This window comes from Psychrobacter sp. FME6 (assembly GCF_014861365.1).
Lineage (GTDB): Bacteria > Pseudomonadota > Gammaproteobacteria > Pseudomonadales > Moraxellaceae > Psychrobacter.
This window is the reverse complement of the sequence record NZ_RRYW01000004.1, coordinates 1-23,048: the sequence shown is the minus strand read 5'-3', so window position 1 is coordinate 23,048 and position 23,048 is coordinate 1. Positions and strand designations below refer to the sequence as shown.

Annotated in this window: 20 protein-coding genes; 7 read left to right on the top strand and 13 right to left on the bottom strand. The window is 43.1% G+C overall.

What is annotated here, in order from left to right:
* Position 1 precedes the first annotated feature (1 nt).
* Both EI162_RS01195 and EI162_RS01190 read left to right on the top strand, forming a co-directional pair.
* On the top strand, positions 2-724 hold the full coding sequence (locus tag EI162_RS01195; RefSeq protein WP_192522608.1) for a TIGR04283 family arsenosugar biosynthesis glycosyltransferase: 723 nt from the start codon (positions 2-4) through the stop codon (positions 722-724).
* 116 nt (positions 725-840) lie between these two features.
* Complete coding sequence (locus EI162_RS01190) at positions 841-1,482, top strand: TIGR04282 family arsenosugar biosynthesis glycosyltransferase (RefSeq protein ID WP_192522607.1); 642 nt, start codon at positions 841-843, stop codon at positions 1,480-1,482.
* Positions 1,483-1,542: 60 nt separating this feature from the next.
* Here EI162_RS01190 and mtnP read toward each other — a convergent pair whose 3' ends face one another.
* The 4 genes from mtnP to EI162_RS01170 all read right to left on the bottom strand — a co-directional run bounded on the left by mtnP (position 1,543) and on the right by EI162_RS01170 (position 5,093).
* Positions 1,543-2,436 (bottom strand): S-methyl-5'-thioadenosine phosphorylase, encoded by an 894-nt coding sequence (gene mtnP, locus EI162_RS01185; RefSeq protein ID WP_192522606.1) that lies wholly within the window; start codon positions 2,434-2,436, stop codon positions 1,543-1,545.
* A 73-nt stretch (positions 2,437-2,509) separates the two neighbouring features.
* A complete protein-coding gene (locus tag EI162_RS01180) occupies positions 2,510-2,983 on the bottom strand; it encodes a GFA family protein (protein ID WP_192522605.1) in 474 nt (157 codons plus the stop codon).
* A gap of 508 nt (positions 2,984-3,491) precedes the next feature.
* On the bottom strand, positions 3,492-4,535 hold the full coding sequence (gene lipA, locus EI162_RS01175) for a lipoyl synthase (protein ID WP_192522604.1): 1,044 nt from the start codon (positions 4,533-4,535) through the stop codon (positions 3,492-3,494).
* 162 nt (positions 4,536-4,697) lie between these two features.
* Positions 4,698-5,093 carry a carboxymuconolactone decarboxylase family protein gene (locus EI162_RS01170; protein ID WP_192522603.1) on the bottom strand — a complete coding sequence of 132 codons (396 nt, stop codon included), beginning with the start codon at positions 5,091-5,093 and terminating at the stop codon, positions 4,698-4,700.
* A 423-nt stretch (positions 5,094-5,516) separates the two neighbouring features.
* On the opposite strand from EI162_RS01170, the gene acnB reads away from it, so the two are divergent.
* From acnB to EI162_RS01155, 3 genes are all read left to right on the top strand, one after another.
* Positions 5,517-8,120: a bifunctional aconitate hydratase 2/2-methylisocitrate dehydratase gene (acnB, locus tag EI162_RS01165; RefSeq protein WP_192522602.1), complete on the top strand. Its 2,604-nt coding sequence runs from the start codon at positions 5,517-5,519 to the stop codon at positions 8,118-8,120.
* A gap of 275 nt (positions 8,121-8,395) precedes the next feature.
* Entirely contained in the window at positions 8,396-9,493 is a 1,098-nt protein-coding gene (locus EI162_RS01160) for a hypothetical protein (protein ID WP_192522601.1), read from the top strand.
* A gap of 104 nt (positions 9,494-9,597) precedes the next feature.
* Positions 9,598-10,629 carry a sporulation protein gene (locus EI162_RS01155; protein WP_192522600.1) on the top strand — a complete coding sequence of 344 codons (1,032 nt, stop codon included), beginning with the start codon at positions 9,598-9,600 and terminating at the stop codon, positions 10,627-10,629.
* A 49-nt stretch (positions 10,630-10,678) separates the two neighbouring features.
* On the opposite strand, the gene EI162_RS01150 is transcribed toward EI162_RS01155, so the two are convergent.
* Positions 10,679-11,476 (bottom strand): enoyl-CoA hydratase/isomerase family protein, encoded by a 798-nt coding sequence (locus EI162_RS01150; protein WP_192522599.1) that lies wholly within the window; start codon positions 11,474-11,476, stop codon positions 10,679-10,681.
* Between the two features lie 344 nt (positions 11,477-11,820).
* Here EI162_RS01150 and EI162_RS01145 point away from each other — a divergent pair, with 344 nt between their 5' ends.
* The gene (locus tag EI162_RS01145) at positions 11,821-12,633 is read left to right on the top strand and encodes an alpha/beta fold hydrolase (RefSeq protein ID WP_192522598.1); all 813 of its coding nucleotides are present in this window, start codon (positions 11,821-11,823) and stop codon (positions 12,631-12,633) included.
* A 122-nt stretch (positions 12,634-12,755) separates the two neighbouring features.
* On the opposite strand, the gene EI162_RS01140 is transcribed toward EI162_RS01145, so the two are convergent.
* The 5 genes from EI162_RS01140 to EI162_RS01120 form a co-directional block, all read right to left on the bottom strand.
* Complete coding sequence (locus EI162_RS01140; RefSeq protein WP_192522597.1) at positions 12,756-13,820, bottom strand: HpcH/HpaI aldolase/citrate lyase family protein; 1,065 nt, start codon at positions 13,818-13,820, stop codon at positions 12,756-12,758.
* Between the two features lie 81 nt (positions 13,821-13,901).
* The gene (locus EI162_RS01135; protein WP_192522596.1) at positions 13,902-15,071 is read right to left on the bottom strand and encodes a cysteine protease StiP domain-containing protein; all 1,170 of its coding nucleotides are present in this window, start codon (positions 15,069-15,071) and stop codon (positions 13,902-13,904) included.
* Positions 15,072-15,166: 95 nt separating this feature from the next.
* Positions 15,167-15,988: an HAD hydrolase family protein gene (locus tag EI162_RS01130; RefSeq protein ID WP_192522595.1), complete on the bottom strand. Its 822-nt coding sequence runs from the start codon at positions 15,986-15,988 to the stop codon at positions 15,167-15,169.
* Between the two features lie 42 nt (positions 15,989-16,030).
* The gene (locus EI162_RS01125) at positions 16,031-17,317 is read right to left on the bottom strand and encodes a phosphoribosyltransferase domain-containing protein (protein ID WP_192522594.1); all 1,287 of its coding nucleotides are present in this window, start codon (positions 17,315-17,317) and stop codon (positions 16,031-16,033) included.
* Between the two features lie 118 nt (positions 17,318-17,435).
* Complete coding sequence (locus tag EI162_RS01120) at positions 17,436-18,581, bottom strand: ATP-grasp domain-containing protein (RefSeq protein WP_192522593.1); 1,146 nt, start codon at positions 18,579-18,581, stop codon at positions 17,436-17,438.
* A 316-nt stretch (positions 18,582-18,897) separates the two neighbouring features.
* On the opposite strand from EI162_RS01120, the gene EI162_RS01115 reads away from it, so the two are divergent.
* Positions 18,898-20,136: a TerD family protein gene (locus tag EI162_RS01115; protein WP_192522592.1), complete on the top strand. Its 1,239-nt coding sequence runs from the start codon at positions 18,898-18,900 to the stop codon at positions 20,134-20,136.
* 271 nt (positions 20,137-20,407) lie between these two features.
* Here the strand turns inward: EI162_RS01115 and EI162_RS01110 are convergent, their stop codons facing one another.
* The 3 genes from EI162_RS01110 to EI162_RS01100 form a co-directional block, all read right to left on the bottom strand.
* Positions 20,408-21,016, bottom strand: a complete 609-nt coding sequence (locus EI162_RS01110) for a TerD family protein (protein ID WP_192522591.1) — start codon at positions 21,014-21,016, stop codon at positions 20,408-20,410.
* A 91-nt stretch (positions 21,017-21,107) separates the two neighbouring features.
* Complete coding sequence (locus EI162_RS01105; RefSeq protein ID WP_192522590.1) at positions 21,108-21,860, bottom strand: TIGR00266 family protein; 753 nt, start codon at positions 21,858-21,860, stop codon at positions 21,108-21,110.
* 241 nt (positions 21,861-22,101) lie between these two features.
* Positions 22,102-22,677, bottom strand: a complete 576-nt coding sequence (locus tag EI162_RS01100) for a TerD family protein (protein ID WP_192522589.1) — start codon at positions 22,675-22,677, stop codon at positions 22,102-22,104.
* Between the last annotated feature and the right edge of the window lie 371 nt (positions 22,678-23,048).

Here is a 23,048-nt window from a genome sequence, read left to right as displayed (position 1 = left end):
GATGAAGGTTATTTCTACTATTTCGATCATTATTCCCATACTTAATGAGGCAGATAACCTACCTCGTTTGTTTGAAAATATTGCCAGCCTAACCCCGTTACCAACGCAAATATTATTAGTAGATGGTGGCTCGGCAGACGGCTCAATGGGAGTTGCTCAGGCGCTGATGGATACCGTGTCTAACAGTAAACAGTCAACCATTAGCGGGCAAGTTATCGAGTCGACTGCTGGTCGAGCTACCCAGATGAATGCGGGCGCAGTGTTGGCGACTGGCGATATATTATTATTCTTGCATGCCGATACGCAACTACCAAAAACTGCTATCTATGAGATTGTCCAATCCGCATCAAAAGCAGAGTGGGGTCGTTTCGATGTTCGGTTAGACAGCGATGACCCGATGCTATGGCTAGTCAGTCAGATGATGAATGGGCGCTCAAGAGTGACAGGTATTGCTACTGGTGATCAAGCAATTTTTGTAAAAAAGTCTCTATTTGAACAGATCGGTGGTTACCCTAATCAGCCGTTGATGGAGGATATTGAGCTGTGCAAACACCTTAAAAGTATCGCAAAACCGCTTTGCTTAAAGCACAAAGTAAGCACTTCGCCGCGACGATGGCAGCGGCATGGCACATGGCGGACAATACGGTTGATGTGGCATCTGCGTTTTGACTATTGGCGCGGGGTATCGGCTGAAAGCATTAAGCAGCGTTATGATAAAAGTTAAGATCACTTCAATCATTTAAATATAGGCAGTTCTAAATAGAATCGATACGATTGTAATAAAATAAATAGCACTCGTATCGGTTTTAAAGTGAATCAGCTATATCAAAAAGAACCATTATGCCTGTAGATAAGCAACTTAAAAGTAATGACTCAACGCTAATTATCATCTTTGCCAAATTCCCAGCTGAGGGCATGGCAAAAACACGTTTGCAGCCGGCTCTTGGTATTGCAGGGGCGGCGATGATGGCGCGCAAGTTACTAATACATAGCATTGAGCAAGCGATAGCGACTGGCTATAACGTTGAGCTATGTGTCAGTCCAGCACCGTCTGATCCTTGCTGGCAGACGCTTGAGCTATCCGAGTCATTGCGATGGTCAGCGCAGGTTGGAGGCGAATTGGGTATTCGTATGTTTACTGCCAGTCAGCAAGCGTTAGTTAAGTTTGATAATGTACTGTTGATGGGGGCTGATTGCCCTAGTCTGAGTGCCACCAAACTAAAACAAGCCGCGCAGCAATTAGAGCCGCACGATGCTGTGATGATTCCCGCTTTAGATGGGGGGTATGTGCTGTTTGGGTTTAAACGAGAGCAGGCGAGTTTGTTTTCAGATATTGAATGGAGCACCGCGAGCGTCGCATCGATCACTCAGCAGCGCATCGCTGCCTTAAACTGGTCGTTAGCTTTATTAGAGCCGCTACCCGACATCGATGAACCAGCGGATTTGGCGCATTTACCAGTGGGTTGGCTTGATTGCTTATAGCAAAAGTAATAAAAAAACTGTAGCAAACGAACGATTATACCAAACCACTTTAGCAGTAAATTACGGCAATAAAGCTGCCAGTCTGGTTTTAACCTCATCACTCATGGCATCAATAGGTGTAACCAGCGCTTGAGCTAGGGCATTATGAGCGATTGATTTAGGCTGCTCAACAGCGAGTAGAGTGACAGCGTGTTTAATTACCTGCTGCGCGTTTTTCGCATTTTTCATCAAATTCTGAATCGCATAATCGGCGCTAACTGCTTCCTCAGTAGGATGCCAACAATCGAAATCTGTCACTAGCGCTAGCGTGGCATAAGCAATACTAGCTTCACGCGCCAGCTTGGCCTCTGGCATATTAGTCATACCGATGATATCCGCTTGCATTTGACGATACCAATGCGACTCAGCACGCGTGGAGAACTGAGGCCCTTCTATACAAATATAAGTCGCTGTGGCATGACAGTTTCCCTCATTAATAGTCGCTTTATCATAAGCGCGCTGTAATATCTTGCCAACCGCAGGGCACAACGGATCAGCCATAGAAACATGAGCCACTGCGCCATCACCGAAGAACGTAGTAGCTCTATGTTTGGTCATATCTATCATTTGATCGGGGACGACCATATCTAACGGCTTAAGTTGCTCTCGTAGAGAGCCAACCGCCGATACCGAGATAATATAGCGCACTCCCAAATTTTTAAGCGCATAAATATTGGCACGGTAAGGCACCTCTGATGGCGTAAGTTTATGACCTTGACCGTGACGCGTTAGAAAGGCGACGCTCACGCCATCGAGATCTCCTAATACGATATCATCGGACGGCATCCCATAAGGCGTCGATACTTTCACATTACGCTTGTTGGTTAGTGCTTCCATCTGATAGAGACCGCTACCACCAATAATAGCGATGTCAGCAGATAAGTGCTCGGTATCTTCTACTACTGTTGAGATCATAGTGATTTCCAAATGAGTGTGTGAAGGAAAGATTAGTCTGTTGAATACTAAATTTGGAGTTCAAACATAGCCATTAGCGTTTACTGACTCTCTTATACAATCCTTGAGCCAGCGCTTTAACCATCATCGCCTGACTTTGCACAAAGCCATTATATTTAGGCAAATCATCGTCGATGTCTTCGACGCGGCGATTATAAAACAGATGCATGGACGGCTCAGGTAGTGCGGTGACGTCAGGGTAATTCGATGTCGGTACTAACATGAGAGTACCACCAACTGCCATTTCTATACTGGGTTTATTACAGCGAGTACAAAGCCCACGACTGATATTGGGCGGCAGTTTCCAACGGCGAAATTTGGTTCTAATCAGGTTTAATTGACTCACATCAGACTTTAGCAATACCGTCACATCGTTATAAGCTTGGCCTGTATATTCTTGGCAAATCGTGCAGTGACAGATAAAGCGGCCGACAGGCTTAGCATTAATAGTATAAGTATTGCTATAACAGGAGCAAGAGCCTTCCTGTGGGGTAAATTCGCTGCTCATTGGTCAATCCTTATGTGATAAAAAAAGGGTGCGAGAGTTATTGCTATTTTTATTTTTAAACTAAGGCTTAAAAATATAGCATTATCTTAACTTCATAGTGTAACCGTTTTACGTAGAAAAAATAATGAGTTAAGGTTTAGAGAAAAAAGCTTATGAAAGCTAGGGGCTGTATAGAATTCAGCTAAGGAACTGACAGAGACTATTTTTTAGGCAATTCGACGCCAAAAATAGTAAGTTTAGTTATTCTAAGCGCGATATTTTTGGCTATGAAGTGGCAAAAAATAGTCCTGTTCCTTCGGACTGATGCTAAAATCGCCCCAGACGTTGTTGTAAATCTAGCTAAGGTCTCGACATTACCTTCGATTTACGCCTAGTCTGGAATTATTTTAGCGATCAGCAGTCCTAATAGATGAATTCTATACAGCCCCTAATAATAAATAAAAAGGAGACCTATTTAGGTCTCCTTTTTGTTTACTATTAGCAATAAACTGACGTAATCAATTCGATACTAACAGCCCAATTTACCTTCAGCCTCAAGCGCTTTTTTACTACGAATAGGCGCTGGGCAATCCTCACCGTAGTATTGACGATCGGCAAAGTAGCTTGAACGTACCATAGGGCCGGCCCAAACGTTAAAGAAACCAATCTTTTTACCATAATCCATATAGCGCTGAAACTCGTCTGGATGCACATAACGGTCAACTGGGGCATGGTTCTTACTTGGCTGCAGATATTGTCCAATCGTAATCATATCTACATTATGCGCTTTTAAGTCATCGAGCAATGCATAAATCTCTTCTTCAGTTTCGCCCAGTCCGACCATAAAGCCGCATTTGGTAGCGATATCAGGACGACGCTCTTTATACAGCTTTAGCAGGTCTAACGAATGCTGATAATCAGAACCGGGGCGGAAGGCTTTATAAAGACGCGGCACCGTCTCGATATTGTGGTTAAACACATCCGGTGCGGTTTCAGTCAATAAGTCCAAGGCAACATCCATACGACCGCGGAAATCGGGCACTAGGATTTCGATCAAGCAATTAGGACTAAGCGCGCGTGATTCGTTAAGGACTTCAACGAAGTGATTGGCACCACCGTCTTTTAGGTCGTCACGGTCAACCGAGGTAATAACCGCATATTTTAATTCTAACCCTAAGATGGTCTCAGCGGTATGGCGCGGCTCATCCTTATCTAACTCATTGGGGCGACCATGACCGACATCACAGAACGGACAGCGACGGGTACAGATATCGCCCATAATCATAAAGGTGGCGGTGCCATCGCTAAAGCACTGCGCTAGGTTAGGGCAAGCGGCCTCTTCACAGACGGTATAGAGTTTTTGCTCGCGTAGTTTGGCTTTGATGCGTGCCACTTCAGCAGGTGAGGACAGCTTAACCCGAATCCAATCTGGCTTTTTCTTCGCCTCGACTGTCGGGATCACTTTAATTGGGATACGGGCAACTTTGTCATAGCCACGTAGTTTTTCACCTTGAATGGCTTTTTTAGGTCTTACTCTAGCAGCAGGAGTATGTGTTTGTACGGCAGTTGTCATAATTATATTGTCTCTTAGCTCTTTGTATTATAAGGGTTTACGGGATTGTTAGAATGTTTTAGAAGTGGCGTTATTATAGCAGATATTGATTTGTTGGTTGCTTAGGCGTTTGTTTTAACTCGTATGCTTAAGACTACTACGATTCGTCTATTTACCATAGTTTTAAATATCTATATCGATATTCAATTCATTCAGGATTTCTATGGCGGCACGAAACGCTTCTTGGGTGGCAGGTGCGCCGCAGTATGGCAGGCTATGCATCAATACTTCTCGAATCTCAGCGACACTTGCGCCATTATTGATCGCGCCTCGGATATGACCTTTTAGCTCGTTCGGGCTTTTTTGAGCAATTAAAAAAGCAATGGTGATTAATGAGCGGTATTTGCGCGGCAATACCGAGTCATCTTGCCAGGTGCTGCCCCAAGCATGTTCAATGATCCACTCTTGTAATGGCTGGGTGAATCCGGTCGCCCCATCGAGCGAGCGTGTTACGTGTTGTTCGCCCATGACCTCGGTGCGCACCTTTAGGCCATTGTCGTAATTGGCGTTATTCTTCATATTTCTGTCATCCTTGTTGTATCGTCATCCTTGGTATTTACACCTTTAGCGTTTGCTGATAGCTGATAAAAGCTATCTTATACAGCCGAATCATCAAGATGATATTTTCTAAAATAATATCTTACAAAAGAGTATAGCAGTCACGCGGCATTTATTTAACCATAAATCAGATAATACTTGACCACAACGACAAGTTAAGTATCGATGGTTAAAAGGCGTTCAATGGTATTATTGATGGGACCATTTTTATAATAAATGTCCAATATGGCCTTATTATGCGTCTTTTAAGGGCTGAGCCATTAACATTTAGAGTGATTTAAGCTATGATTGCATGGATAATTATTCCATCTAGCACATAGGCGCAGGCTGTCATGCTGACTACCCACGTAATGTGCTAAACCCCAACTGACGAGGACGACTATTGTGTTAGAAGCTTATCGTAAACATGTCGAAGAACGTGCTGAGCTAGGAACTGTACCGCTACCACTGAATGAAAAACAAGTAGCAGAGTTGGTTGAACTATTAAAAACCCCACCAGCAGGCGAAGATGAGTTCTTGATGAACTTACTAGAAAACCGTATTCCTGCTGGCGTTGACCAAGCAGCTTACGTTAAAGCAGCATTTTTAGCGGCTATCCTAAAAGGTGAGGCATCATCGCCGCTTATCAATAAGAAAAAAGCGGTTGAAATCCTAGGCACCATGCAAGGTGGCTATAACGTTCAGCCATTGGTTGCCGCTCTTGATGATGCAGATGTCGCACAAGACGCCGCTGAAGCATTGAAAAAGACCTTGCTGGTATTTGACGCGTTCAATGACGTGACTGAAAAAGCCGAAGCCGGTAACGACATCGCTAAAGAAGTGGTGCAATCTTGGGCAGATGCTGAATGGTTCTTAAACCGTAAAGAGGTTCCTAAAAAGTCAACTTATACTACTTTTAAAGTCACTGGCGAAACCAATACCGATGACTTGTCTCCTGCGCAAGACGCGTGGAGCCGCCCAGATATCCCATTGCATTCATTGGCCATGCACAAAAACTCTCGCGACGGTATCACTGCTGATGATGAGGGTGTTGTCGGTCCAATGAAGCAGATCGAAGAGCTTAAGAAAAAAGGCCATCAATTGGCTTATGTTGGTGACGTCGTAGGGACTGGCTCTAGCCGTAAGTCTGCGACCAACTCAGTGTTGTGGTTAATGGGCGAAGATATCCCTAACGTGCCAAACAAACGTGGCGGTGGTCTAGTATTAGGTAATAACATCGCTCCTATTTTCTTCAATACCATGGAAGACTCTGGCGCCTTACCAATCGAAAAAGTCGCGGTTGATAACCTAAACATGGGTGATGTGTTTGACATCTATCCGTATGAAGGCAAAATCACTAAGCATGACTCTGACGAAGTTATCTCTGAGTTTAAACTGAACTCACCAACCTTGCTTGATGAAGTTCGTGCAGGCGGCCGTATTCCACTAATTGTGGGTCGTGGCCTAACCAACCGTGCTCGTGAGTATATGGGTCTTGGTCATTCAGATATCTTTGCTAAACCAGAAGAGCCAGTCGATACCGGCAAAGGCTTTACCTTAGCACAAAAAATGGTCGGTAAAGCTTGTGGTCTAGACGGCGTCCGTGCTGGCATGTACTGCGAACCAAAAATGACCACAGTCGGCTCGCAAGATACTACAGGTCCGATGACTCGTGATGAGCTAAAAGACTTGGCCTGCCTAGGTTTCCAAGCTGATCTAGTGATGCAGTCATTCTGTCATACCGCCGCTTATCCAAAGCCAGTTGACGTTGAGACTCAGCATACGCTACCTGACTTTATCATGAACCGTGGCGGTGTGAGCTTACGTCCAGGTGACGGAATCATTCACTCATGGTTGAACCGTATGCTCCTTCCAGATACCGTTGGTACTGGTGGTGACTCACATACGCGTTTCCCAATGGGTATTTCGTTCCCAGCCGGTTCTGGTTTGGTCGCATTCGCAGCAGCAACTGGTGTGATGCCACTGGATATGCCTGAGTCTGTCCGTGTGCGCTTCGTTGGCGAACGCCAAGCGGGTATTACTTTACGTGACCTTGTACACGCTATTCCTTATCAAGCGATCAAAGATGGCCTATTAACTGTTGATAAGAAAGGCAAAATCAACGAATTCAATGGTCGTATTCTTGAAATCGAAGGTCTAGAAGACTTAACCGCTGAGCAAGCGTTTGAATTGTCTGATGCGTCAGCTGAGCGTAGTGCTGCTGGTTGTACCATCACGCTATCTGAAGCATCAGTGACTGAGTACTTAAACTCAAACATCACGCTACTTAAATGGATGATCTCAGAAGGCTATGGCGATGCACGTACGATCAGCCGTCGTATCGAGCAGATGCAAGAGTGGTTGGCGAATCCAAGCCTCATGCGTGCTGACGAAGATGCAGAATATGCAATCGATATGACCATCGATATGTCAGAGATCAAAGAGCCGATCCTTTGCTGCCCGAACGATCCAGATGATGCTAAAACATTGGCTGACGTCGCTGGTGATACCATTGATGAAGTATTCATTGGTTCGTGCATGACCAACATCGGTCATTTCCGTGCCGCTGGTAAATTGCTACAAGACGTCCCAGCAGGAAGCCTAAAAACTCGTCTATGGATTGCGCCACCAACGAAAATGGATGCGCGTCAGTTGATGGAAGAAGGTTATTACAACATTTATGCGCAAGCCGGTGCTCGTACTGAGATGCCAGGTTGTTCATTATGTATGGGTAACCAAGCGCGTATCGCACCGAACTCTACTGCGGTATCGACGTCTACGCGTAACTTCCCGAACCGTCTTGGTCAAGGCGCTAACGTATACTTGGCTTCTGCAGAGCTTGCAGCAGTCGCAGCGGTACTAGGTAAATTGCCTACCAATGACGAATATCAGCAGTACGCTGGTATGCTCAATAGCATGGGTGATGAAGTCTATCAATACATGAACTTTGACCGTATGGAAGAGTATACGGAAGAAGCAGATAAAATTAACGTGGCTCAGTTGACCTAGTTTTTATTCTCAACAACGTTTAATGAATTAAGAAAACAGAAAACCCCGTATCGTTATGATGCGGGGTTTTTTTAAATAACTAACTTCAATACGCCCTAGTTCTAAATAAAATTGATACGTTAATAATCCCGTGCTACTGATGCTGATTTTTCTTGCTTGAGGATCGCCAGCGTGACAGAGGCTGCGAAAAATTTACTCCAGTAGCGCTTGTATTGGTTTTAAAGTAAATCAACTATAGCTGGCTTTATACTACCTATTTAATCATGTAAAAATCCATGGGTTTATTAATGAAAGCACCATCAACTCAGTCTAAGATATCAGCACAATCTATAGAAAAAGAGCATGATTTAATAACAGGCTCAGACTTACCCCCGATTTATCAGATAAAAGTAGAGTTGGATCCAACCAATCAACAGCAGATAGAAGTAGGCGACGACATAAAAGGTAGCCTTTGTATCAATACATCTCATCCTATTGACACTCAAGGGGTTTATATTGATTTAAGCTATGATATCGAAAACCATAAGCGGCTAGAAAGTAGAAGAATTAATAGCGTTCATATTCCAACTAATGGACTCAGTGCAGGTAATCATTCCATGGAGTTTTCTATCGCTTTAATGGATAAAGAAAGCAATAGCGATATAATACCGATTAGCTACCACGGTGAGTTATTTGATATAAACTGGTCGATCAATGTGAGAGTCGATATTGCTCATGGCTTAGATATAAAAACTAAGCAGCCTTTGGTAGTGATCAGTAGAAAAGCACGTGAGCTTAGACAAACGGAGCCAAGCGCCAATCTTAACCCATCTAATTTTATAGAGGCTTTTATATTCGCTATTGTTTTTTTTATCATCCTTGGAACTATGTCATTACTTGTGAGTAGTAACAAAAATACGCCATGGCCGTTTTATGTGTTTATCGCTGTATTTACCTTACTAGCGGCACGAATACTAAAAAATGCAGTACCAAGAATTTGGCAACGTCGAAAGTTGGGTCAAGTTTTCATCGAAGTCAGTGATGATCAACAAAAAGAGCAGATAAAAGGCCAGATAAATATCATACCTGAGAAAAGTTTGGTATTAGATCAAGTAGAAGTTATTCTACAGCGTATAGAGGAAGTTGAAGTATTTATCAATGAAAAAAGTAAATTACTATATTTTGCCAAAGATATAGCGCCATATAAGATAGATGAAGCGATACCCTTGAATAAACTACAAACCACATCATTGTCTTTTTCTTTGCCACGAGCCACTGATATGACACCCACATTTAAATTAAAAAACCATCAGCTTTCTTGGTCTATTAAGGTTAAAGTAAAAAACCATGATATTGCTTTTGAGGGTCAGCAGGCTATAGAGATTACGCTATAGTCGATCCATTATAAAAAACCGTGCTGCTGGGATAAGAGTTGCACCGCATCACAACATCTACTTTATAGAAAAAATAATAGGAGAGGAACATCTCATCACTATCTTTGGCTACAAATCCGGCGCTTTGCGAGATACATATTGAGCTGAGTGAGTCCAGCCTGCGAGTACGACCAGGAGATAAGGTAGCTGGTGAAGTCATTATTCAAGCCCATACTGCGATAGACTCTCGAAATATTTATGTCGATTTGTCCTATCATACCGAAGGTCGTGGTTCAGTAGACAGCAAAGTTATTCAGGAGATTAAGGTTCATAGTGGCAAGCTTGAAGCAGGTACATATTGCTTCGAGTTTTCTTTGGTATTAGCAGATGATGGGGCAGACGATACAATTCCACTGAGTTATGAAGGTCGATATACCACTGTTGTTTGGGCTATAAGTACACGACTAGATATGAAGTGGGCTACAGATATCGGTAATCAACAAAAAATTACCGTTATTTCTCCGCAGCAATCTGCTGTTTGGGTAAATACACTAGACGAAAATATCAATAAAGTGACGCTTTGGCTGCCTATTGTATTTGTGGTTGTTTTCTCAATAGTGCTTATCATAATGTTATCGATTCTGATCTTTGGTGAAGATGTCGAGTGGATTCTCTATGTCCTTACCCTTGTGCCAGCGATAGTAGTTGCTATGGTTGTGTTGGTATTTATACCAGTGATGTGGCAGCAGCGTAAACTTGGTCAAATTCAGCTTAAAATCAAAAACTACCAACCGTCTAGTGGAAAGATAACAGGCGAGCTGAACATAACTCCCCGTAAAGTCTTAACGATAGAACGAGCTCGTATTTCTTTAAGACTTCTAGAGGGTGCTGAAAAAGGTTCGGGGAAAAAAAGCACTTATTCGTACTATAGTAAGGGCATAGATACTTATAAGGTTGATACAAAAATATCTTTAAAGCCATCTCAGACAGAAACGATACCTTTTACGTTGATGTTACCAGAAGATGCGCCGTTACCTTTTACATTTGATCATAACTGGCTTAAGTGGGGGATTAGGGTAAAGATGAAGGGTAATCAGCTTGATTTTGAAAGTGAACGAGGAATTGAAATGGTGCCAAATGCTAATATCAAACCTTGATAAGGTGATATTAGCATTTGGCAGTGCTTCCCAAAATAGTTAAGAAGGGCTATTTACCCTGATAAACTGGCTTACGTTTTTCCATAAATGCGGTAATGCCTTCTTTAAAGTCATCAGTTTTGGCAAGCATCGTTTGCTGATCTACTTCCATATCGAGCGCTTCATTCAGGCCCATATAGGCATGGGTATTAATCATGTGTTTCATTGATGCCAATGCTTTGCCGGGCAGATTGCTTAGGCGAGTAGCCAGCGCCAGTACGCTTGCCTCTAATTCTTCGTTGCTGACCACTTGATTCACCAAGTTTAAGCGTGCCATATCATCCGCTTTTAGCTTATCACCCAGCATCACCATCTCGGTGGTTTTTGCCACACCAATTAGCTGATTAAGCAGATAAATACCACCCGCATCTGGAATCAGCCCAATATTGACAAAGGCTTGCACAAACTTAGCATTATCCGCGGCAATCCGAAAGTCGCAAGTTAGCGCCAAATTCATCCCAGCGCCTGCGACCGCACCCTCTAGTTTGGCAATGATAGGCTTATGAATATTACGCAACTTTAGGCTGATCTCAGCCACTTCGCCGACCATAAAGTTCAGCTTGTTCGATAGCGCCTCGCTTTCCATGCCATTCTCTAACATCTCACCGATATGACCACCGCTTGAGAAGTGGCCACCTGCACCTTGTAATATAATGACGCGAACCTGCTCATCAGTGTCTGCTTTATCAAGCGCATCTACCATGGCGTTCTTGAGTGCGGTGCTAAAGGCGTTAAGCGTTTTTGGGTCGTTCATCGTGATGGTGGCGATATGGTTTTCTGCTTGGTATTCGACGAGAGATTGTGACATAGTTGATATCCTTATTTAGGAGTTAGACGGGATTTCTATATAAAGGTTATTTGTGGAAACTGGCTATTGGTAGGAAATATAACAAATAATGCAATGCCGATTACTATAGCAGTTTAGGTTTATTATAAAAGCGGGTTTTGTGGGCGCTAAAGACACATCTAAACGCTGGCAAGGTTTCTAAATTGCAGTAAGAACCTATATAGTTGATTAACTTATAAAACTTACTATTCAAAATAAGGCTACTAAATAAGGCTGTCAACGGTAAGACAGTTGAATTATGCTAGGACATATCTTATGGGTAGGCTTTAAAAGGTTTATTTTTTTGTAAAAACAAGGAAGTGGTTATGCCAATTATTAATGTGAATAATATCGATATTTATTACGAAGACAGTGCGCCTCATGATAAGCAAAAGCCGGTTATGGTGTTTGCTCATGGTCTGCTATGGAATACGCGGATGTATGACAAGCAAGTTGAGCGCTTTCAGGCAGACTACCGTTGCATCGCTTTTGATTTCCGCGGGCAAGGTCAGTCAGAAATCGCTAAGTCTGGTTATGATATGGAGACACTAACGGAAGATACGCTTGCGCTACTGGATGCCCTTAATGTCACTAAGTGTCACTTTTTTGGGTTGTCGATGGGCGGTTTTGTCGCCCAGCGCATAGCCCTTAAGCGCCCCGAACTATTATTATCACTCATTTTATTAGAGACCTCTGCCGACCCTGAAGATCCTAAAAACGTACCGCAGTATCGTAAACTTATCAAAGCCATTCGCTGGCTAGGTATTAGGCGTGTGAGCAATAAAGTCATGCCGATTATGTTTGGCAGTACTTTTTTGGCAGACAAGCTGCGCAAATCTGATCGTAAACAATGGCTGACGATGCTACAAGGCAATCGTAAGGGTGGCGTCATAAAAGCGACAATGGGGGTCATTGAGCGCACAGGAACTTATGAACAGCTTGGTGATATTATCACGCCGACATTGATTATCGTTGGTGATGAAGATGCGGCAACACCTTATCCCAAAGCTGAGCGCATGCACTTTGCGATTGCAGGCTCTAAACTTGCCGTTATCAAAGGCGCTGGTCATACCTCAACTGTAGAAGAGCCGGAGCAAGTGAATAAAGCCATTAATAAATTCTTGGTAAATTGTGCTTAGTGCTTAGTGCTTAGTGCTTAGTGATGCACTGGATGATTGCATTAAAAAGCCGCTATCATGATTTGATAGCGGCTTTCTCATTTTAGTTATTCATGGTCTTAAGGTACGTTTAGCATTTGACTTTAAAGTAGCGGTTTATAGTCACTATGACCGTCATTAATGGTGCCGAACACTGCTGCTCGATTGACCACTTCTTGTGCCCATGCGCGGTGAGTGGCTGGCTCTAACATGGCATTGTTATATTTAAATACCGCTTTGGCCTCGCTATGGAGTATCGCTTGCGCTTCGTCCAAAGTACTTAATGGTACACAATACGCTTGTTGTACCAATGCGATTTGGCTGGGGTGAATGACGGTTTTCCCGACCAGCCCCAAATTGACATCACGGTTAAGCTCTTGCATAAATAGCATGGGCTGATCCAGATATTCAAATACGGGCGCTGAAAGATAAAAACCGTGTGGTACAAAACAGCCAAGCAGTTGATAAGCGAGCGTGCCAATGGGCGTGTCATAGACGATACTGTTTTTTGGACGGCGCAAACGCAACGCTGCAAACAAATCATTGCCACCGATACGCAGCGCAAAAATTGGTTGGCTAAAGGCTTCTTTAAAGCCAATGGCCAGCTCTTGATTGTGATGTGGATTGAATAATGCAGCAGTCTCAAGTGTTGGCATTAATAGCGTCTCGCTACTGAGGTTTTGACAGGCCATGCGCCAATTAGATAGGCTATACATATCTACTTTGGGCATGACGAACCCATCAATCAAATCAATATGCGCAAAATCTGATAGCAGCTCTAACATGGCTGGATGACGTGGTCGTACAAATACTAGCGGACGCGTTGGCTGCTCGGTCTGAATATCTATCGGTTGGGATGGGTTATTGATGCTATCAACATGAGCGGCCCAAGTATCCAGCAGCGTCTGCAAACGCTCGAGCGCCAGCTCGACGTCATGATGACTGACGGCATCTTCTAAACAAATAATAATACTATTAATCGTTGGCAGTTTATCGCGCTTGATCACCTGCCAGATATCTTGGCGAGTCGCTGGCATGTATAGACTTGCCCCTAATTGATATGGGTGATGCGTTAGAGGCTTGAGCATGGCATGACGCTCAGTAATTAGATGCGCGTAAGACTGGGTATTATTATAAAAGCTGGACTCGTTGTTTGGCATGTCTGACATAATAGGCATCGTAAATAGAGTGAAAGAAAATGATAGTAGCGAAAATGGCGTATGGTAAAAATGCAATTACGAGACTAGTAATTAATAGTCCGTGGTACGCTGCTTAATAAGTGTAATCGCTTGATAGGGAAGTATTTTATCACCTAATACACTGACAGTGATATCTCGCTGTGCACATAAATGTCGCAATAATAGGGTATCAGGATGCTCAGCACTCGCTAATAAAATGCGCTCAGGATCACGGCGAAGTATCGCTCGTGTGGCTTCTGCGATGGTCGGCTTGATACGATTACGATTGTTAATACTATACTCTGCTGCCAGCGTGTCAATTAAATCAGCCGTCTGATAACGTGGCTGCTTAAACGTTTGTAAGGGTTGTAATTCTAAAGTTAAGGCGCGCCTTGCTGCGTCAATATGATCGATAAATGCTAAGCTATGATCTACTTCAATCAAGTTATCATAAAAAACACTGCGATGTAGCCCCAATTGAGGCTCAGTATATAAGCTGCGTGATATGAGCCCAGAAACGGTGCTGTTTAATAAACCTGATGGTATTAGCCAATCTTCCTCACTAGCAGCCAGCCAAGAAACACCAGCAGGGTCAGCAAGCGTTAGCAATGGAATGACGTCTGCGCCTTGATGGAATATATTGGCAAAATTTGGGTGGTTAGGGTCGCTAAACGCTTCTAAACTATGCGCTAACTCTTGATAGATGGCTCCTTTGCCTGTCCAGCCATCGACAAATACAATAGGACTGTCTGGATGAGCATCCAATATCATCTGTAGCGCATTGGGATCAAGGCCACGATCTCGGATGATGCTGACGCCGTAATGCACACTTGGTAATGTGTAAGCGCAACTTGTGTCCGCTAACGCCCGCTGCAACAACACACCAATTGGTAAACCCGCGCGTACCAAGCTGATTAATATTAACGGATGTTCATTGTTAACGGTTTGTTGAAATCTATCCTGCAATGTATAGGCTAAATTGGCAATATCAGTCGCGGTTCTATTGGAGCCTTGCTCTAGCGCCTGTATATAGAGCTGCTCATGCATGGCGCTTGGCGCGCTCTCTAAGGTCAGCATATCAGAATAATGGCGCTGCCCACTTTGAATCAGTGCTTCTTTTTGACTGACTGGCACATCAGCAACGGCGTCTTTATCAACGATATCTAGCAACACGGTCACATCGCTGGCAAGGTAGCTGCCTGAGCCGTATTTATCTGGTTCTTGAATGTTAGAGTGAATCATAAGGTGCTTTCTACTTTTATAAGCTGCTGTGGTTATTATAATTATTATGGATAGTTTAGAGTTATGGATAGCTGGAAATTGTTAAAAGTCTGAAGTCATCGAAAGCTAAGGCGTTCATGCAGCTGACCATGATTGGGCATACCGTACCAGTCTAATAATTGTAGAAAAGGTAAGTCTGCCAAGCTGTCACCAAAGCCAAAACTTGGACGTTGATGGTTTAAATGGTGGTCTAATAAAAACTGTACCGCGTGCCGTTTATGCACTACATGGGGCAATATCGCTAAATTATTAGCATTAACATGTACATAAAAATGTTCATCAAAATCACGTATTAATTTAGGTAATTGTGCGGCTAGCTCTATTAACGCTTGATGGTCTTTTTGCGCATGTTTGATAGCCAGATAAATGATTAACTCTTCATCAGCATCACCATTGTTAAAGCTATCGATATGCGGGGTAAATACCAGCTGATTGCTATCATTTTGACTGTAACTGGCGAACAATTGACTCAGTTGATTCAATTTACCCTGCAATGGTGCCAGCTCACTATACATATGCTGTTGCCACGTGCTTAGCAGTTCACCATTGGGCGTCAAAATAATTGCGCCATGGGTCAAAACCTGCCAACTAGCAAAAGGCAGTTTAACCCGCTTGATTTCATCACGGTCGCGGGCAGTAACTATGATCAGTTCAGTGCTAGCAAGTAGCCAGTTAAATAAAGACGCTTGCCGCTGACTCATAAAGCTAAGCGGCTTACCTTGTTTATTTATGCTCGCGCACACTAAGTTATTAGCTTCGGCAGTCGGCAAATTCCAAGCATCTATTTTGCGTTGGGTTTGGAATAGCGTATCGTCCAAATCCATCAGGGCATAGGGTTTAATAATGTTTGAGTCTGCTTGAAAAAATGGAATGGTCATTAAGTTATCCGTGAATAATAGAGTTGAACGTCATAGGGTGATTTAAAGCGTCGGACTCACTACCAACACATTATCCAAATCCTGCCACAGCTTATCTACGCTATCAGCAGCGGTTTCCACACACAATACAATCAAATCCCACTCACTCAGTTCCACGTTATATGCAAAGTTGGTCATACCAAGCCCGTAATTATCATTAAAGCTTAACATTGTGGTAATACCGCCACCCAGTGCAATCGGCGAGCGGGTCAACGCACTAAATTTGACGGTGTGACTGCTGTGCTCTACATTAGTGTTTTGTTCAAGCCATTCCGCCAATAGAAACGGCAACCAGACAAATTCATTACTGCCCAATACTAAAATCCGCTGTGGTAATTGCTCTTTATCAAACTGGGTTTGCTTACTAAATTCTGCAAATGCGCTTTGAAAGCTCAAAAGATAGTTATCAAAGCCATCTGTGCTATCTAGCGTTGGGAAACGTCCCCAATTACCCGTATTCATTAACACCTGGCTGCCTGCCTCAGTGGTATCGACCGATGGCATAATAATTGGCTCAGGGTTGGGCGCATCCGTCCATGTCCAAGCGCCAGATAACAGGTGATGACGATGAAAGTCAATATTTGGCAAGCGTTTAGCAATCGTATCATCGGCATCAGAAGAACCCTGATTCGGATTCTGATTTTTATCTAATGACCAATCAACCAAAGTGGTGAGATGTGCTTGCTCTAAGTGCTCAATCCCGGCGTTACGAAGGGCGGTGACGACATTGACGCAAGTATTGCCTGTAGAAGCTTCGTCATCGACCATGATTAGCGTTTTGCTAGCGAGCAGCTGCTTTTGTACGCTTTCGTCTTTACTTTTATAAATTAAATGCTGGCTGGCATGACTATGATCTTCGCTAAAAGTGGTGAAGATAGCGTCAGTATCTAGTCCTTTATGTTGAGCATGACGAGTAGAGTTTAATAGTAGTGCTTGCGGATAGCGCGTTTGCAGCGCTTGATGCACACCAGCAGATAAGCCAACGGCAGTCTCTGCCATGCCAATGACCAAAATTGGCTCAGGCAAGTGATTGGGTACTAAATTTGCCAAATCAGTAAAAGCACTTCGCATGGTCTTAGGAGCCACTGGAATATGCCGACCTAAGATTTTTGAGACAAATAGAAATGCACGTTTTGGGTTAATGCGCTGGGCGAAATCAAGCAAGTCTTCTAATTCGTAGCTATTACTTTTTTCTGAATTACTGCTATCTGTAACTGTATTAGTTTGATAGGTTAAATCCAGCGTACCGCGAGGTAGGGTGATGGTCGTGCTGTATTGCTTGTTTGGCATTCAAGTTCCTCTGGATGTTCTATTTTATAATTTTAGAGTTATTTTTTAAACCAATAATCGACTAGTCATAACTTATTCCCACGGTTTATATGTCAAATAAGGTGAGAGGTTTTAACCGTTATTGCTCGATAGGATCTTCTTCAATCTTAACACTCACCATAATTGAACGTACTTGGCACGGCGTGATCTGCTGCACAATATCCGTAAGTTTTGGTTTATCACTTAGACCGAGCCAATAGGCAAAACCAACTTGGGTCAAGTCCACGCCGCTATGAGTGGTGTAATCAATCCCGCCAGAGGGACGGCTATTAATTTCAAGTACTCGGTGCTGACCGTCATTATCGGCTTTAGTTTGGACGCTAACGATACCATCACAGCCAAACGCTTTAATCAATGGAATGACCACATCCATGACCGCTTGTTCATAACCGATATGCTGGATCTTCCCTGTTTTATAGCGCGTGATGGCGGCCAATACTTCACCATATTCACAGACGACATCGATAGAGTACTCTTGCCCTGATAAATAAGGCATCAGCAGCATGGGAATAGGGCGCTCATGCACCATCAAACTGTTGCTATAAGCATTTATAAACTGCGCCGTATTGATTTTTTTCTCTTCGGTAAAGTATAAATGCTCAAAACTGTCGTATTGCGTGTCTTTTTCTTTACCCATATCCAGCCGCCAAAACCCTTGGGCAAAAATACCCGTCACGGGTTTGACGCATAACGGCTGATGACCGTGTTTGACAAGTAATGCTTCAAGCTCTGCTACAGTATCAAATCGCCACGCATCAGCAACAGGAATGTCATGCTCATGGCACTGCTGCATAAAAGCAAACTTATCATCGATGGATTCTAATGCTGCAACGTTGGTCGCGCCAGTCAATAAGCGAATACCAGCGGCGTCAAACTCTTCCCGCTGGGCTTCATAATCAATGCCATTTCGCCCGGTTAATAATACTTTTACATTATTCTTTCTGGCTTGTTCTAAAACGAATTGCCAACGAGGGAGAGCAGGTTCAAGAGTGGTTTGCTCATCATTATTTGCACCAGTTTTAGAGGGTTCGCGATAAAAGTTATCAGCAAATTCGAAAATTTCAGGTCTATTGTCACGGTGTGAGGCGATGATATGAAAGGGCGTACTAGATTGAGCTTTTAGTGCCTGCAGGCTGGCAAGCATATCGCGTTGGCTTGATTGACCTTCAGCCAACCAAGCCGCAGTTTTGGTTATATGATGACTATCATTAGCAGGGTTATCCATAATTTTCTCAGCATTCTCTTAAATAATAGGGTTTTAGATCACTCGGTAGCGTCATCACAACCTTGTTCGCAGCCTAATGCATGGCTGAAAAAGCCCATAAATTGCATTACTATAACAAGCTCTATTATATACAAATGCTAGGGGTTATAAATGCTTGTGGTTAGATAGTATTAGGTATTTGTAAAAATTTTATAAAGTGTCTCTGATGAATCCTACAACGTCAGTTCTCATTAAGGTTTAAGGGCATTCATGGTACTATATGGCGATAGCTATTCTAATAATATAACGACATTATTTATCATTGAAAGGACATATCATGAGCCAACCTCAAGCCTTAATTGCTGGTGCCAATGCGCCACTGCCAACGGACAATATTAGCATTCGTATTTTAAGCCAAAACGCCATCGACTGTGCTGCTTATCGCCTGACTAACGATGGCAAAGTACGCGGTGATGGCGACATGATATTTTATGGCCAGACACGTAGTGATGACGGTAGCGTGAGCTTTCGTGGTCATGATAGTGATGGGTTTTTTGATATCAATTTACCTACGCAGCCTGCAAGTATTGAAAAAATTGCATTAGCGTTTTCTAGCGCACAAACGCTCGCGCAAGTTGGCGATGTCGATATCCAAGTATTACAAGGCAGCCAAGTATTGATGACTTGTCAATTGGCTGCTGCTGGACGTAATGAAAAGGCCCTCATTTTAGCAGAATGCTATCGTCGGCAAGGCAGTTGGAAGTTTCGTTTTATTGCTCAAGGTTTTGAAGGCGGCCTTAAACCTTTATCTGAGCATTTCGGTGTTGAAATTGCTGATGAAGCGCCTGTTCCACCCATTAATACTCAACGTCCAATCAATACGCAAAAAGCGGGTAGTGCCAATCAAACAAGCACGCCACCACCCATTCCTGCTAGTCCTTCGATTAATTTAAGCAAAGTTACCTTAACCAAAAACCAATCCAGCATCAATCTAAAGAAGCGAGATGATTTTGGTAAAATTGGGGTTAATTTAGACTGGAATCAGCGCCCAAATGCCGATAAATCCGCACCAAAAAAAGGCATATTAGGCGATTTGTTTAAGCAGCATAAAGCTGGTGGTGTTGACCTTGATGTTGGGGCCATGATTCACCTGAAAAATGGTGAAAAAACCCTCATTCAGGCTCTGGGTGATCGCTTTGGTAGCTTACAAACTGCGCCGTATGTTTGCTTGCGTGCCGATGACAGAACGGGACAAGTCAGTGGTGGCGAATGGCTCGATATCAATGGCCAACAGTGGTCGCAAATTGAGGAAGTGTTTATTTTTGCTTTCATCTACGAAGGCGCGCCAAATTGGGCGCAGACAGATGGGGTAGTCACCATTCATGTGCCAGACCAGCCACCGATTGAAACCCGTTTAACAGAAGGTACGGGGAATCTGCCAATGTGTGCGATTGCGCGTTTGGTCAACCAACAAGGCAGTATCAATGTTGAGCGTATCAACCAATATTTCAAAGGTCACCAAGAAATGGATAAAGCCTTTAACTGGGGCTTTAGTTGGAAACGTGGGCGTAAATAAAGGTCTTAACGCTATCGCTTCATAAGCAATCAGCCCGTCTATTAATTTATAGACGGGCTGATTTTTTTATAGTATTCAAAACTTTAAAAACAATACTAGGGCGTGTCCTCATTTTTAGCCCATTTAAAGCTTAATGCTCAGATTGAGGATGCGCCCTAATACCATTCATAAAAATTAGAGTAGCAAGGAAAGCGAGTGCAAGTACTACGCACTGTAGACTAAACAAGTTTGGTACAGCTAATCGTACTTTTTGGGTTTGGTATTAAATCAATTAAGCATGCGGTGTAATAGCAGGCATTAGATCATGGAAGGTGCGACCAGAAGCGATTTCACCAATGGCATGCATCTTCCATTCGTTATTATGGCGATAAATTTTTGCCATAATCATCGCCGTATGACCGCCTTGCGCTGACAAATTGTAGCGCGCTACCTCAGCGTTATTACTGGCGTTTACGAGGCGACAAAATGCATTTTCTACGGTCTCAAATGTCTGTCCAGTAAAGCTATTGACGGTAAAGACCAGCGATACGACGTTAGTAGGGACTTTAGATAAATCAACATTGATGACTTCATCGTCACCATCGCCGTCACCAGTGCGATTATCGCCAGTATGAACGATACTGCCATCTTTTGATTTAAGTTGACTGAACCAAATCGCATCGACGGCTTGTTTGTTGTTATCGAACATAATGCATGAGGCATCTAAATCAATGGAGTCGCCGCCGCTACCACCGCCGAATAACTTGCCCAAGAAGCCACCTTTTTTCTCTTGCTGTCCTTGAAACACGTCCCAGCCCAAACCCAGTTTCACTTGGGTAAGATCGCCACCAGCTTCTTTGCTTAGGGATATTTTTTGACCCTTTTGTAAACTAACTGCCATGGTAAAATCCTTATAATAATTGTGAGTGAAACACTTAAGTTTCTAATAGTAATTTTCAGCTAAGTGTTTTCAGTTAAGTGATAGCTTTTAGTTATAAAATATTATCTAAAAAACCACCGCTACCGCCGCGACCACCTGAGCTAGTACCTAAGACGCTTTGCAACCAGCCTTGATAACTGTCACGATTACGCGAGCAGATAATTACTTTTCCGCTACCTGAGAAGTTTAAGACCATACCTTCACCACTGGTGACCGAGTTGATAATGTTACTCATAATGCCTTTTTTCTTGCTGGTCGAGACCGACAGTTTATAATCCAGATTTGAATCCCAGCAGACTACATGACCGTTATCGATGATAACGTCTTTATCAGGGGTGACATCAATCTCAAACAAGGAGCCAAAACCCGATACCACCACCTGACCTTGACCTTGGGTCTGCATGACCATGAAGCCACCAGTATCACCGAACACTGCACCGCCAAGGTTACGCTGAATATTGGCTCTGATATCGACGCCAGTCTGTGCTGCAACGAATGCGCCATCACTCAAGGTATATTGCTGCGTGCCGCAATCAATGATTTGCATATCACCGTCTAGCGTTGGTGCAAGTAGACAATCACCTTCGCCATTTACGGCTTCTATTTGCTGTTGAAATAGCGATTCATCATTAGCGAAGCGGCGCATTAAAGATTGCATCAACCCACCTTGTAGCTTACCTTTAAGCTCAAGGTTGGACTCCATCATCACCATCGCATTGGCTTCACAGTAGATTGAGTCGCCTTTTTTAAGGTTGCAATGGAGGAAAGGTTCGATGGTACCGATTAAGCTGAATGTCGCGGCCATGGGATACAAATCCTTATTCTATTGTCTTTAAAGTCTACTTTTAATATATGTGTCTCTACACTCTGTGTCTTTATAAACTATACTATTTTTAACTACGCTATATTTTGAGTGTTTTCAGCTAACCCATTAAGTTTAAAGCCATCAAATGCGTTAAAAGGGCACACTTGATGGCTTTTTTGTATCGCCATCAAATGTCTGATGGTGATATTTGTCCTGTGGAACGATTAAGTGATAGCTAACTTTACACGTTCACACCGTAAGAACCCGCTAATGGACCAAGACCACCACTGAAGCCTTGACCAACCGCGCGGAATTTCCAATCACCACTATGGCGATATAGTTCACCAAAAATCATTGCAGTTTCAGTGCTGCCATCTTCTGATAAGTCGTAACGGGCAATTTCAGAGTCGCCATTGTCATTGACGACACGGATGTAAGCTTCACCCACTTGGCCGAAGTTTTGATTGCGAGCTTGACCTTCATAGATAATCGCACAGATTGCGACTTTGCTTACATCAGCTGGGATATTAGCAAGATTGATTTTGATTTTTTCATCATCGCCATCGCCTTCGCCAGTACGGTTATCGCCGGTATGCTCAACCGCGCCATTATCTGATTTTAGGTTGTTAAAAAAGATAAAGTCTTGATCGTTACGGACTTTACCTGCTTCATTGACCAAAAAACCAATCGCATCTAAGTCAAACTCTTGACCGTCGGTCGCGCGCGGATCCCAGCCTAGACCGACTGTGATATTGGTTAAACCAGGCGCTTCTTTTGATAAGTTTACGTTGCCGCCTTTCGTTAAGCTAATAGCCATATAAATATCCTTTGAATTAATAATTAGGTAGATTTGGTTTTATAAAATGAATTAAAAATAATGCAGAGATTGATAATTATGTATATACCGTCAATAAAACAACCTGTACGCCACGTCCTGCATATCATTACGTTTTACTATACTAAGCGTGTGCTAAGTACGCAAGGCGTATTTTGTGTGATTGCGATATGTTTACTAATGAATATATTAATTGTGCAAATCTGATACTTTTTAACGGTTTTAGCAATAGTGGTTAAGGTATTGTTATCAAAACCTAAATCCTTTGGTGGTGTGTCAGAAAGTATGCTGAAGAAATAAAGGAGGGTGACAGCCAAAGCAAGATGATATATTTGAGGTTATGAAGACACAAA